Raw genomic sequence first — 14,243 nt, forward strand, 5'->3', positions numbered from 1 at the left:
CCTTCCTTTACGAAATAAAGCCAAACTTATCAAAAGGATAAAGGCGGAAAACAACCTCTCCCACCAAATCTTTTTTTTCAATTGCACCAATGGAAACTCTACGGCTATCTGAGCTGGCATTTCGATTATCACCCATCACAAAATAACTGCCCTCGGGTACCTCAAACGGATACTCTATGTCCCCTTTTGTCATCATTGGCTCTCCCAAAAAAGACTCCTCAATCCGTTCATCATTAACATACAAATAGTATTCTACATTTTCACTATCTCCATTCCAAACAATATCAATCTCATCTCCTGGCAGGCCAATAACGCGTTTTATAATATTCTCCTCTTGACCATCGGAGTTCAACCGGCAGATAACAACATCACCTTTTTGGGGAGAAGCTACAGATGTAGCTAATTTATTGATAAACACCAAATCTCCATGATAAAAATTCGGCTCCATAGAAGACCCTTTTACGTACACAGTTCCTAACACAAAGGTTCTAAGTACAAAAACCAAAGCCAATAAAAGAAGAAGTTGAACCCAAAGAGGAAACTCTTTTTTCTTTTTTACCAGTTCTCTATTTTTCCCCTCATACTCAATTTGTTCTTGTGTCTGTTCCATTTTGCAAACCCCCTGTCAGACTCAAAACCGAAGATAAAATGTTGCTAATTTTCTAATTTGTTTCCCATTTATTCATCTCTGTTTTTTTCGTAAAAGGCAAAGATTTTTGCCTTTTACGAAAAAAACCTCGATGAAACAATTCCACCGAGGCCACTTTTCTTATCTCAATACTTCTTTAACTTTTGCTGCTTTACCAACTTTATCTCTCAAGTAGAAAAGTTTAGCACGTCTAACGATACCGCGTCTTACAACCTCAATACGGTCAATTCTAGGGGAGTGTAAAGGCCAAGTTCTTTCCACACCAACGCCAGAAGCGATACGTCTAACTGTAAAAGTTTCTCTGATGCCGCCGCCTTGTCTTTTGATAACAACGCCTTCGAACATCTGAAGTCTTTCTCTGGTGCCTTCTACAACCTTCGCATAAACACGAACTGTATCACCAACGTTAAAAGGAGTTACTTCGCTTTTCAGCTGTTCTTTTTCCAGTTCTCTAATGATATCCATTTTGTTTCCTCCTTCCTCCAAAGACGTTCTTAATGCCATCCCTTTGATGCATCATTGGACCATCCGTAATCACAATTCAGAATTATAACATATCTAAAAAAAGTGTGCAAGCACTTTCATGCTATTTTCCTAATAATTCTATATTTTTCTCAAATCTATACCCAGATATAGCTAATTGCAACGCAAACAGGTACTGTAGCCATAGAAAATGCCGTCGTAAGCATTACCATTTTTGAAGAAACCTCAACACCAACACCATACCGTCCAACAATCATAGGCACAATTGCTGCAGAAGGGAGCGCCATAGCAATAAAATATACGATTTTCACGATCGGCTGTACCGGCATAAAATAAATAAATGCAAAGGCTAAAATAGGCATAAAAATCATTTTTGTAAGACTCGCTTCTAAGGATTCCCGATCTTTTAATAAATATTTAAGGCCACTATTTCCTGTTAACGCACCTATGTAAATTAGCGAAAGAGGGGTTGAAATACTCCCCAAGGAGTTAATGAATTCCTGAACAAAATCAGGCACATACGCCATGAAGCCAACAACCGATGCAAAAAGTCCCAGTAAAATAGATGAGATATTGGGGTTGACTGCCCCCTTAATTAGGGTACGAATCATGGCACCCAAGCGCTCTCCTTTTATCCCTTTGATTATATATAAACCGATACTCCAAACGTATAGGTTTAAGCCTAAAACACTGGCAGACATATAGACAACAGCCTCTTCTCCAAAAAACATCAGGGCAATGGGAAAACCAATAAAAGCATTATTTACGGAAACTGCTGTAACCTCCAACATATTTAAATGGCTTTTTTCAAATTTCCGAAAAAGGTAGTACATACGAATCAGTCGTCCAAAAACCAACATACTGATAAACTGTAATGCCACCATTGTGGCAAAATTAATCAGCATATCATTTTTAACCTGCGTATTTGCTAGGCTTGAAAATAGCAACGCAGGGATTGTAAAAAATAACACAATATTGCCAACCCCGATTGTCATCTCTTGGTTTAAAAATTTCTTTCTGCTGCAAACATAGCCCACAGCCATCAAAGCAAATAACACAAAAAACTGACCAAACATAATTTTCTCCTTTGTAATTAAAAATTCTTTTGTTTACCAATCTGTGATTCTAAACCCCAAATATGCTTGAATGATATTTTTTTGTTCTAAGCTATTTCAACTTCCAATAATTTCATCTTACCAAAGAAATTTTTAAATATCAAGAAATAACAAAACATCACATTATTTTTCCCCTCAATCCCCCAAAAAATAATTTTTCATTTTCACTGTTTCATTCTATCCTTTGGAACCATAGCTTTTATTAGAACCTAACTAAAAAAGGCTGATATCCAATGATATCAGCCATCTTCATAAGTTCTATTTAGAAAAATAACATCTTGCCCATTCCTAAAATAACGGATGCCACCACCAGCCCATAGGCTAAAGGTTGCTTTTCCTTACCAAACTTCCAATCAATCACAATACCAACCATACTTAGCAGGCCAATGCCCCAAGTAATGATTTTCTGTAACACATAATTTTTTGGTAACGCTGTACTACTGATAAATGCAATAATAATTGCCCATACAGCTAAGCAATATAGCAAAGTTCTTTTAGCCTTTTGGCTTTTCATGAAATATAATAAAGCAATGCCTAAAATACTGACTAGCCCCATTCCTAAATAAACATATGATAAAATTGCTAACGCCATCTTCTCTCTCCTTTTAATCGCTTCAGTTTTATAAAATTCTAATAAGATTATGTTTACTCCTTCAATCTTAAGCGTTATTGTATCAACCATACCCTACAGAGTCAATAATTACTCATAAATTCTAATCAATCTTTCATGAGCACAATAAAAAAGTATTATATCGAATGGGATATAACACTTTTTATTATTTTCAACAATTTAGAATTTTAGTAGTGAATTACAGTGTTTACATTGTATCCATTTAACACTTTTCTGCCATTTAGGAAATCCAACTCAATGAGGAAGTTCATTGAAACAACCTCCGCACCAACACCTTCCACCATATCTACAATCGCCTTTGCTGTGCCGCCAGTAGCCAACAGATCGTCCACAATAACTACCTTCTGTCCAGGGAGCACCGCATCCTTATGCATTTCAATGGTAGCTGTGCCATATTCTAAAGAATACTCTTTGCTAACAACCTCTGAAGGCAGTTTACCCTTTTTTCTAATAGGGATAAAGCCCTTTTTCAGATTATAGGCAATGGGCATACCAAAAATAAAGCCTCTTGACTCAGGCCCTAAAATCAAATCAAATTCCAATCCCTCTAAGTTTTTCTGCATTTGATCTACCGCTTCTACCAAAGCTTCTGCATCCTTTAGCAAAGTAGTAATATCCCTAAACATAACTCCCTTTTCAGGATAATCGGGAATAGACCTGATTCTATCTTTCAATTCCATTTGTTGTTCCTCCTCATTTCGAAAGCCTAAAGTCTTTAATCATTAATTGCACAGAACTTCTACCGTTATATGTATTAATCTCTATGCTATATACAAAGTCAAATTTTCGCAATATTTTTCCACCACTCATGATTTTAACACATTCTTCTTCTGGATACAATTCTTTTAGTAAATTCAGCATTTGTTCGTAACCTTCAAATGACAATGCCCCAAAACGTTTGCCGCTAGCACCATCAGATAAAGTCATCCGAAGAATGTCCTTATTTTTCCCAATCAAATCTATCCTATCCACAGAGATACTTTTAGAACCAAATAATGGTGCATGATTTTCTTTCCCAAACGGTGCCAGCATTTCCAATTCCTTGGCTAGCTCCATGTCTATCTCCGAAAATAACAATTGCTTGTCCAGTCGTAAAACGGGTGTCATATCTTCTTTGGTCAAGTCACAATCCTCATTTAACTTTTCCCTTAGTAAAGGGATGTTTTCCAGGGGCAAAGACAGTCCTGCTGCCATGGCGTGGCCCCCAAACCGGGTAAAAAGAGATTTGCAACGAAAAAGAGCTTGAAATAAATGAAATCCTTCTATGCTTCTTCCAGAACCCTTCCCTCCATCTTCCCCTGCAGTTATCATAATGACAGGCCGATAGTAGCGCTCCTTTATTCTCCCTGCAACAATCCCGGCAATGCTTTCATGCGTATCCCCATCATATAAGACGAGAACTTTATCATGAAGGAAACCTTCTGTTTCAATACGTTCTACGGCTCGCTGGGCGGCCTGAACCGTTAGATTTTTTCGTTCTTCATTCAGTTTTATTAAAGTTTTTACAATCTCCCTAGCCCTACCTTCATCCTTTTCACAGAAAAGTTCAACAGCCTTTTTGCCACTTTCTAGACGCCCAGTGGCATTAATACAAGGGCCAATAATAAATCCTAGATGATACTCAGATATAGGTCTATTCGCCACGCCAGTTTCCTCAAGTAATACTTTTAAGCCCACATTCGTTGTTTTTCGTATCTCCTGCAACCCACAACGAACCAGAATTCTATTTTCATCTAACAAATCCACAATATCACAAACTGTGGCAATGGCAGCAAAGCACAAAAACTCCTTTTCTAAATTTCTATCCTGTATTTTAAAGATTCTTAATAGAGCGATAGCAAATTTATATGCAATCCCCCCGGCACAGAGCATGGGAAAGGGATACCTACACTTGCTTTGCTTTGGGTCAATTAACGCATCTGCCGTTGGAAGAATATCTTCAACAATCCCATCTACGTCTCTAAATCCCGGCTCATGATGGTCTAGAATCACAACATCCATACCAAGCGCTTTTGCTCTTTTTGTTTCTTCTAGGGCAGCAATTCCGTTATCACAGGTAAAGAGCACCTTTACTCCTTCCTCTGCCAATTGTTCTACAGCCTCTAGGTTAAGGCCATACCCTTCCCTTTGCCTATGGGGTACATAGTAAACTGCGTTTCCCCCACATCTTAATATTCCACGAAAAAGAATGGTGGTACTCATAATCCCATCCACATCATAATCACCATAAACCGCAATCTTTTTGCCCTCTATGATGGCCTGTTTTATTACCTTTATTGCCAACTCCATATCCTTCATTAAATATGGATCTCTTAGGTCATCAATTGTTCCATATATAAAGTTTCTGGCATTCTGGCGTTCATTAAGACCTCGATTTGCCAGAACACAAGCAACTGTATGACTAACTCCCAGTTCCCTTGCCATAGTAGCCGAATCTATTTTAGACCTTTTTAATAACCATCGTTTCAACCGTAACAACTCCTTTAATTTTTTCATTATATCACACAATAAAAGGTTATGTAGAAGAGTCCACCCCATTATTTTCACACAATGAAAAACCAGCAAAAATTTTTAGCCTCCTCCAATAAGGATGTTTAGGGCACCACCGTTTGATTCAGCGGTGATGCCCTAATTTTTTTGTATGACATTTATCACCTCAGCGATAAACTTGAGTTTTTCGTTCAACAGTTAAGACATATCCAAACCTAAAATTTGTCCTTTCTCCATTATAACATGAGAATAACCTTGTCACAACCACAGAACCGCTGTGGTAAGGCACATCCTTATTGGGAAATCCTGGGGTATTGTCATGACTAAAAAAGTGAAAGGCGGTAGCCATGAGAACCTTCATGACTACCGCCTTCGAAATCATAATTATTTGAGTAGGACATTTCCTGCCACTTTTTATTTTTCATTTTTGGGTAATAATGTATACCAAACCGACCCAGAAATGCATATCGAAGAATACGCACCTACAATTATACCTACCATCATAGGCAGAGCAAATTCTTTAATGGATTGAACCCCAATGACATACACTGCACCAACTGTAAAAAAGGTGGTGATGGATGTATTGATGGATCTAGCCAAAGTTTGTGCTACACTCTTATTAATTTTTTCTGCCGTTTCACGATGGGGGAACTTATCATGGTTTTCACGTATACGGTCAAAAATCACAATAGTCGCATTTACAGAGTAACCCAAAATGGTCAGCAACACAGCAATAAAAGTGTTATTCACAGGTATACGGAAAATTGCGTAAGCTGCAATAACAATTAAAACATCGTGTACCAGAGCAATGATGGCGCTACTACCAGCTCTAATATCCTTAAACCGAATAGAAATGTAAATTAACATAGCAATACAAGCAAGCAAAGATGCCTTAATTGCAGCCTTTTGCATCTCCGAGCTTACAGTACCACTAACATCGGATGTTGTTTTGATTTCAGACAAAGGAAATTCTGCTTGAATTCCTTCTGCCAATTTGCCTCTGGTTACACTATCAATAGACTGCATCTTCACAGCAACTTCATTTGTTCCTATTACGTCCTGAATTTGGGGACTTCTCTGCCCTGTCACATCAAAAATCACTTCTCTTAACTTTTCATGATCGTATTCTTCGCCCATATCAATTTCCATGGATGTACCGCCTGTAAACTCTACATCCCAATTGAGCATTCCGTTACTCTGAGTACTTTGGTAAAACATTGCCGCAAAACCAATGAAAATCATAATCAAGGAAAGGGCAAAAAAATTCTTTCTATTTTCAATTATCTTCATCTTTGCCACCTCCTTATTTCACTCTAAATCCATAGTTTTTAGGGTTATGAAACCCTGCCTTTATCAAACTATTTACAATAACTCTTGTTACAACCAAAGCAGTAAACATAGAAATTATGATACCAATCATTAGCGTTGTTGCGAAGCCCTTAACTGTACCCGAGCCTAAGAAGAACAATACAATAGCTGCAATTAATGTTGTCACATTGCCATCAATGATTGCAGGTAATGCTCTTGAAAATCCGGTCTTAACCGCTGAACGCAGGGTCTTGCCCAAAATCAACTCTTCCTTAATACGCTCGAATATAACGACGTTGGCATCAACTGCCATACCAATAGAGAGAATAATACCTGCAATACCCGGCAATGTCAGTGTAACATTAAACAGGCTCAAAACAATTAAGTCTAGGGCAATATAGATTATCAAAGCCCAGTCAGCAGCAAGGCCTAGCATTCTATAAGTACATACCATATATACAAGCACCAGCGCAATGCCAACCAAACCAGCTAAAACGCCAGTGGAAAGTGCATCGGCTCCCAACCTTGCGCCAACATTTTTCATTTGAATTACATTTAAGTTAAATGGCAAAGAACCTGCACGAATCAAAGCAGCCAAATTTTCAGCACTTTCACCTGTAAATTGACCGGAAATCATAGCGTTGCCATCCGTAATCTTAGTCTGAACCACAGGTGCGCTTATCACCTCATCATCCATTACAATGCGTATGGTCTTCCCAATATTCTCCTCCGTGGCCTGTGCAAATTTCTCTTTTCCTTCCTCATTAAATTCCAAAGAAACATAAGGAATTGAGGGACCATTTTTTGAGGTTGCCCCAACCTGTTTGGTTGCATTTTTTATCATGCTACCCGTAAGTAAAACATTCCCTGCCTCATCTACAAAGGCAAGTTGTGCTGTTTGTCCAATTTCTTGTATTGCCTCCTCTGCATCATCTACACCAGGAATTTGCACACGGATTCTATTAGTACCTTCTTTGGCGGCTTCCGCCTCTGTCCAACCGTTCCAGTCTAAACGCCCTTGCAACAAAGAAATTGCCGCTGCCATCTCCTCTGCTGTAACATTCTCTTTATCTGCCTCATACACAATGTCAACGCCGCCACTTAAATCCAGGCCCTGTTTGATGTCATTGACGCTAAATTGCTTGTCCCGCCCTAGTCCATAATAGGTTAATGCGCTTAATCCCAATGCCACAACCAGCATAAGCAATAGCATTAATCTTCCCTTTGTCTTCATCCTGATTCCCTCCTGAAATCTTTGTGCTTAAGTTTTTGCACAAAAGAAAGGCGGCTCTCCTTTTTGTATAAAAGGAGAAACCAGCCTATTTCGCACTTATTTGCAAAGCTCACACAATTTTGATTTAGAAAATTGTATACTCTCTTAGCAGTCAGTATATCACACTGAAGAAAATTTTCAAGTGTTTTTTCATTTTTTTCCATTAACACCCATGATACCACCAATTCCCCCACCTGCAAGAGCAACGATTAGAGTCATGACTTTAGACATACCTATAGTAAATGTATCACTGGCCAAACCTGTTACAATAAAAAGAATGACCGTGTAAACCAGACCCGCCGCTAAACCCATTAAAAAGCCCTTTCTTTTACGGCATTTGGCCCAGTCATACCCAGCAACCGCTGAAGACAAGGCAGTACATACCAGCGCAACCATGGGTAAACTTTGTTCGGAAATATTTGTGTATGTAAGAATAAGCCCATAGGCAATAAAGAATATACAGGTGATTGCATAAGCAACAGCCATCCCCTTCACCATACAAATCCAGCCCTGCCCTCCTTGCTTTTCCATACTCTCTCTTTTTTTCTGTATTTTTTTCTTGTTTTCCTTCTTCTTCTTTTCCAAAGATATCCTCTCCCAATTTGCTTTGGTTTATTTTATGGGAGGAGCAGGATAATTATGATACAATCTTAAAATCCTGTGAGATTGCCAAAACTCAGCTCAGTTCATATTGTTTTTTTCTCCGTCCAGTTTAAACGCTCTACTTTTGTGTTATAATGATTGTACTGTGGTTACTCTAACAGGTAAATCTATTTTAAAGCAGTTGTGTCATTATTATATTGCTCATAACAAAACTGTCATAACATACTTCAAGAGCAAACTTCCATTGCCCGTCCGCTCACCTTTTAATATGTTATACTAAAAGGAAACAAAGGAGGTAGGACTATGAATAAAAACAATACTATTGATTTGCATACCCACTCTTATTGCTCCGATGGCACCTACTCGCCAGAGGGCCTTGTTATATTGGCAAAAAAACAGGGACTTAGGGCAATTGCTCTTACAGATCATGATACCATTGACGGATTAGAAGAGTTCATGAAAGCAGGTAAAAAACACGGAATAGAAACCATTCCTGGAATTGAACTTGGTGGCCAATGCCATCTCTTTCATCAACCCGAGCTACACATTGTGGGTTTGGGTCTGGATCCAAAAGCCCCAATTTTAAATGAACAAATGGAAACCATGGGTCAAAACCGCATGGATAGAAACATTAAAATGGTGAATCAACTAGCGCAATTAGGGTTAGACATTACAATTGAAGATATCATGCAAAATGCTGGTGGCGAAATCATAACACGAGCCCACTTTGCCAATGTTCTGCTTAAAAAGGGGTACATATACACCCGGGATGAGGCATTTGTAAAATTCCTTTCCCCCGGAATGCCAGCTTATGTGGCCAAAACCCTTTTTACAACGGAGCAATGCATTCAAATGATCCATCAAGCTGGTGGAATCAGTATACTTGCCCATCCCACTCTTTACGCCCTCGCCCAAGACCAATTGGATATTCTTTGTGATGACTTAGCAAAGCTAGGTTTAGATGGCATCGAATGTTATTACTCCTCCTATACACCTTCCCAAAGAAAAAATATGATAAAGCTTGCAAACAAATATCATTTATGCCCTTCCGGCGGAAGTGACTTTCATGGTGAAAATAAACCACTTATTCGCTTAGGCACAGGCAGAGGCAACCTTGCCATACCCTACTCTATTTGGGAAAATCTAAGAAATCATAATAAAGAGAAAAACAAAGGGTTAGGCTAAATTAGGCAAAGCCCTTTCTTCATCGCCCCTTACTGCAAGCACAAAAATATTGCTGCAATATGAAAAGGACAACATCCATTTGATGCTGCCCTTTTTCTTTGCTTTAAAATTCTTTTTACTTGGATACAGTTGCTTCTTTTAAGCCATCTACAGCTTTGTAGTCAACGGTATAACCCAATTTTTCAAAGTCACGAACGCTGATAAAAGATTTTCCATCCTGCAATACACCGTCCATGGCAGTCTTGCCACCTTCACGAACTACATAAGCTGTCTTATCATCTTTGTTCCATTCAACAGTTTCACCCATTGCTTCACAAATCATACGCAAAGGTAAATATACACGACCGTCTTTCACAACATAGTCCGTCATTTCTGTATCATTAGAAGCCAAAGAGACTTCCGCTCTTTCTTTTGTCAACATAGCCTCTGAATCGCCTTCCCATCCCCAAAGAACGGAAATAGCGGTCACAGGGTTATATTTTTCTGTCAAACCCACTAATTTTTCTTGGAAAGCAGATACACTTACACTGGATGTTGGCATAACAACTTTGCCGCTTCCAGCTTTCATTGCGCTATCACTTGTAACTTTCAATACACTCTTAGATCCATTTGTGATGCCAAAAGATTCTTTTGCATTATAACCTGCTCCAGACCTTGTAATAGTTGCTTCATATTTAAAACTATCCAAAACATCAGAAACAACTGGTGTAGCTATTGCCTGCTGGATCATTGCCTTTAATGCATCCGTTGTTTCTTTCATAGAAGCAACTTCACCCTTTACAGCATCCATCTGTGCTTTAAACTCGGCAATTTCTTCTTCGGAAGACTTCATTACTTTCATTACGTCCATCATATATGCTGTTGTCGCAGTCATTACGGTGTCTGGGTTACTGCCCACATAGTCTAATAAATCGACTACCAATTGTGCCACTGCCTTGCCATCTGCCTGAACTTTATATCCACCAGAAACTTCACTTACCATATTTGTAGTGAAGCCGGCAAACGCATTCTTATAAAATTCAAATACGGATGCGTACAACTCACTGAAACCACCATCAGGTGAGATCTGGGCCATTTCTTCTTCCGTCAAACCCATTTCCTCCATAGAAATCAGGTTGATGTACTTACTTTGGTCCAAAGTAGCCTTCAGTTCTTTTGCAAAATTTTCATCTAACAAATAACTTGTTTTGTCAGCGCCTGCCATATCTCTTGTCAATTCATATATGCCCCAAATTGTTTTGCTGGAAACATAAATACCATCTGTCATACCAAAATACATATCACCCATAGCATACTTCTTACCGCCATAAGTCATATCCATGCCTAAATAGTAATCAAGGGTATCCATGTTCATTTTTAAAGTATAGTCTATTACAACAGATTGCTTTCCTTTCAGAGTGCCAAGTTCTTTTAAAGATTCCTGAGTTACCTCATCGGTGTACCCCGCTACCTTAGACAATTCTGCAACATACTCTTTCATTGCGTCTACATCTAAATCTACGTTAACCTTTCCAGATGCTTCACAAACCTCAAGGCTGTTCAACATATCCACGCTCATCTGCAGATAACCTAATTCTGCCTTGGAGCACCCAGTAAATGCTGTGATGCACATTACTGCACATAGTAGTGCTGCTAACTTCTTTCTCATAAGTATTTCCCCCTTAAATATTGTTTACACAGATGTGTATCAATAATTATACTCCCTTTAATTTCCTTTATCAAACAAAAGGGGAAACCTTAAGGAATTCTTAAATGTTGTAAGACTAGCTTTCTTTTTTCAATTCTTCCTTTTTGGGCCTCATGATAAGCGGAAAAGCATTCGTAAAAGTTGTGCCTTTGCCTTCTTGACTTTCTACGGAAATTTGACCAAAATGGCTGTCAACAATCCACTTCGCAATTGAAAGTCCTAATCCTGTACCAGAAATCCCTTTGTTTCTAGATTGATCTACTCGGTAAAATCGATCGAAAATTTTGCCCAGATGCTCCTTCGAAATTCCTGCACCATTGTCACCTACTGACACATATGCATTTTTTTTATCCTTCCAAACTCGTATCGTTATTAGATCACCATCTTTTGTGTATTTCAAAGCATTTTCAGCATGAATCCATAGCAACTGCTTGATTAAATCAGAGTCGCCCCAAATTTCAGCCTTATCCTGCCCATCAAAAATCACTTGTCGGTTTACCTCCAAGATCTCTAATTCCTTTACGATTTCATTGGCAATTTCGTTTAGTGTCACTGACTGCTTCTGCACAAGCATACGGTTCTGATCACCCTTCGCCAAAAATAAAAGTTTACGTATTAACGCACTCATATGCTCTGTTTCGGTTAAAATCGAGTCTATGGACTCTTGCAATATATCAGGATCACTCTTGCCCCAACGATTGATTAGGTTCGCATATCCTTGAATGACAGATATGGGTGTTCTTAATTCATGAGAAGCATCCGACACAAACTGGTTTTGCCGCTGGAACGAACTTTCCAAACGGTCGATCATAGAGTTAAACGTTACTGTTAACTCTTTCATCTCATCATCCGGCCCATCCGTATCTATTCGCTGGCTTAAGTCTTCAATGGTAATGCGTTCTGCCGCTGAGCGAATTGCCTCCACTGGTTGTAGCATACGCCGACTAATATAACGACCAATCAAGAATGCACAAAAAATTCCAATAAAATCTATCATTGTCAACTTGACGATGAAACCTTTTAAGAAATTGGAATTGATGTCAATCAGCTTAAACGCTTCAACACGGTATACTCTATCCTTTGTAGGAATTGATGTAGAAATCAACATAAGCTGTTGATTTCTATTGTTTTCCAAAATATACTCTGTGCTATTACCTGCGCTTTCTTTTTGAACGGTAATTTTAAAGCCATCCTCTTCAAAAGCTTTCTTCCTCTTTTCTCTCAGCTCTTCATCTTTTACAAGGTTGCCATTGTCTTTTTGCAAGTTAAACTCCTGAGACTGAATTAGCGAAGGACCTTCCCCAAAGTGACTATAATAAAAGCAATCTTCTATCTGATCGTATACGCATATCTCAACATATTTGTTGTCTAGCAAACCTCTTAGTGCTTCATTGCTCAGTTTCTTCCCTTGTTTCAAATAATTTTCAATATTTGAAATAGTATAGGTTAGCTCCCTGCGAATATTATGCTGTTGTATTGCAGTAATATTTAATGTCATAAACAAACTAATGATAAACAGGGAAAAGGAGAAAATTCCACCATATAATAGTGTGATTTTTTTAGCGATAGCCATGTGTCGTATTCCGCCAAAAAATGTTCTTTTATTCTTCTTTGACATAGTAGCCTACCCCACGAATGGTATGGATAAATTTCTTTTGAAAAGCTTCATCAATTTTCGCTCTCAAATAACGAACATAAACATCCACAACATTAGTCTCACCAATATAACTATAACCCCAAACTTCGTTTAAAATCTGTTCTCTTGTTAACACTATGTTTTTGTTCTGCACCAAATATAAAAGAAGCTCATATTCTTTTTTCGTAAGTTCAACAACAATACCGCCAACCGTAACCAAACGTTTTTCTGTATCAATTTCTAGATCTTGCACCTGCAACAATACCTTTTTGGTCATTCTATCTTCACAATGCTTGAAAGCCACACGCATCCTAGCCAGTAGCTCTTCGATTGCAAATGGTTTTGTCAAATAGTCGTCAGCACCACTATCAAGACCTGCCACCTTATCAATAACCTCATCTTTTGCCGTTAACATAATAATTGGCACATTAGATGTTTTACGGACGCGGCGACAAATTTCTATTCCTGTTAACCCAGGCAACATTAAATCCAAGAGAATCATGTCAAAGTGTTCTTCGTTGATTAATGCCATGCCCTCGCGTCCATCATGGCTTACACTCACTTCATACCCTTCATATTTGAGCTCTAACTCGACAAATCTTGCTAGCTTCACTTCATCTTCAATTAAAAGAATCTTCTTCTGTGCCATATGTTAATTCTCCTTTTCATATTGTTGGTTTATTATACCATAAAACCTATAAAACTAGACAAAAAACAGGTAAAGTGAAATTCAATTGGCTCTTTAGTGTTTCTATGACTATTTTGCTTATAGGTAGGATCCGATAATCTCCTATCCTCTTTCTGCATATCACATATCACAACTGTAGTTTGTTTCATATACAAAATTTTTCAGCTACTTTTCCACAGAGTATAAAAAAACTAATTTACTGTATAAAAAAACCATGCCTGTGTTTATAAAATATTCTAGCTTTATTTATCCACAATTTAAATCCAGTATACATTTTTGCAGTTAAAAGCATATTGTCGACGGATTAAAATGCAATTAAAAATCATAATAATTGTTTATTTTCCATAGTTTTTACCATTGCGACAGGCCATTTATTTCTGTATAATAATGTAGTATGTTTAAAAATTACAAGTAATTGCATTTTGTTAAGCAATTAAAATTCAATTAATAAAAATGAATTTTCAGCTTTTTACGCAATCATTTTTAGGAGGAATA

General features: G+C 38.0%; 13 protein-coding genes. 1 reads left to right on the forward strand and 12 read right to left on the reverse strand.

What is annotated here, in order from left to right:
- Positions 1–7: 7 nt before the first annotated feature.
- The 9 genes from lepB to ABVZ64_RS08560 form a co-directional block, all read right to left on the reverse strand.
- Positions 8–610, reverse strand: a complete 603-nt coding sequence (gene lepB, locus ABVZ64_RS08520) for a signal peptidase I (RefSeq protein WP_352400588.1) — start codon at positions 608–610, stop codon at positions 8–10.
- A 159-nt stretch (positions 611–769) separates the two neighbouring features.
- Complete coding sequence (rplS, locus tag ABVZ64_RS08525; protein WP_313529516.1) at positions 770–1,114, reverse strand: 50S ribosomal protein L19; 345 nt, start codon at positions 1,112–1,114, stop codon at positions 770–772.
- Positions 1,115–1,269: 155 nt separating this feature from the next.
- Positions 1,270–2,208 carry an AEC family transporter gene (locus ABVZ64_RS08530; RefSeq protein ID WP_352400589.1) on the reverse strand — a complete coding sequence of 313 codons (939 nt, stop codon included), beginning with the start codon at positions 2,206–2,208 and terminating at the stop codon, positions 1,270–1,272.
- 301 nt (positions 2,209–2,509) lie between these two features.
- Positions 2,510–2,839, reverse strand: a complete 330-nt coding sequence (locus ABVZ64_RS08535) for a hypothetical protein (RefSeq protein WP_352400590.1) — start codon at positions 2,837–2,839, stop codon at positions 2,510–2,512.
- A gap of 206 nt (positions 2,840–3,045) precedes the next feature.
- Positions 3,046–3,558, reverse strand: a complete 513-nt coding sequence (locus ABVZ64_RS08540) for an adenine phosphoribosyltransferase (RefSeq protein ID WP_352400591.1) — start codon at positions 3,556–3,558, stop codon at positions 3,046–3,048.
- 13 nt (positions 3,559–3,571) lie between these two features.
- Positions 3,572–5,347: a single-stranded-DNA-specific exonuclease RecJ gene (gene recJ, locus ABVZ64_RS08545; protein WP_352400592.1), complete on the reverse strand. Its 1,776-nt coding sequence runs from the start codon at positions 5,345–5,347 to the stop codon at positions 3,572–3,574.
- 435 nt (positions 5,348–5,782) lie between these two features.
- Positions 5,783–6,658, reverse strand: a complete 876-nt coding sequence (gene secF, locus ABVZ64_RS08550) for a protein translocase subunit SecF (protein ID WP_352400593.1) — start codon at positions 6,656–6,658, stop codon at positions 5,783–5,785.
- Between the two features lie 13 nt (positions 6,659–6,671).
- Positions 6,672–7,910: a protein translocase subunit SecD gene (gene secD / locus ABVZ64_RS08555; protein ID WP_352400594.1), complete on the reverse strand. Its 1,239-nt coding sequence runs from the start codon at positions 7,908–7,910 to the stop codon at positions 6,672–6,674.
- A gap of 189 nt (positions 7,911–8,099) precedes the next feature.
- Positions 8,100–8,534 carry a TIGR04086 family membrane protein gene (locus tag ABVZ64_RS08560; protein ID WP_352400595.1) on the reverse strand — a complete coding sequence of 145 codons (435 nt, stop codon included), beginning with the start codon at positions 8,532–8,534 and terminating at the stop codon, positions 8,100–8,102.
- 321 nt (positions 8,535–8,855) lie between these two features.
- Here ABVZ64_RS08560 and ABVZ64_RS08565 point away from each other — a divergent pair, with 321 nt between their 5' ends.
- Positions 8,856–9,737, forward strand: coding sequence for a PHP domain-containing protein (locus ABVZ64_RS08565; protein ID WP_352400596.1), 882 nt, complete (start codon positions 8,856–8,858; stop codon positions 9,735–9,737).
- Positions 9,738–9,852: 115 nt separating this feature from the next.
- Here ABVZ64_RS08565 and ABVZ64_RS08570 read toward each other — a convergent pair whose 3' ends face one another.
- The 3 genes from ABVZ64_RS08570 to ABVZ64_RS08580 all read right to left on the reverse strand — a co-directional run bounded on the left by ABVZ64_RS08570 (position 9,853) and on the right by ABVZ64_RS08580 (position 13,709).
- Entirely contained in the window at positions 9,853–11,385 is a 1,533-nt protein-coding gene (locus tag ABVZ64_RS08570; RefSeq protein ID WP_352400597.1) for a stalk domain-containing protein, read from the reverse strand.
- Positions 11,386–11,500: 115 nt separating this feature from the next.
- Positions 11,501–13,042, reverse strand: coding sequence for a sensor histidine kinase (locus ABVZ64_RS08575; RefSeq protein WP_352400598.1), 1,542 nt, complete (start codon positions 13,040–13,042; stop codon positions 11,501–11,503).
- A complete protein-coding gene (locus ABVZ64_RS08580; RefSeq protein WP_352400599.1) occupies positions 13,026–13,709 on the reverse strand; it encodes a response regulator transcription factor in 684 nt (227 codons plus the stop codon). Before ABVZ64_RS08580 ends, ABVZ64_RS08575 begins: the two co-directional genes overlap by 17 nt.
- Positions 13,710–14,243: the final 534 nt, after the last annotated feature.

Source organism: Anaerotignum sp. (assembly GCF_040307045.1).
Classification (GTDB): Bacteria; Bacillota; Clostridia; order Lachnospirales; family Anaerotignaceae; genus Chakrabartyella.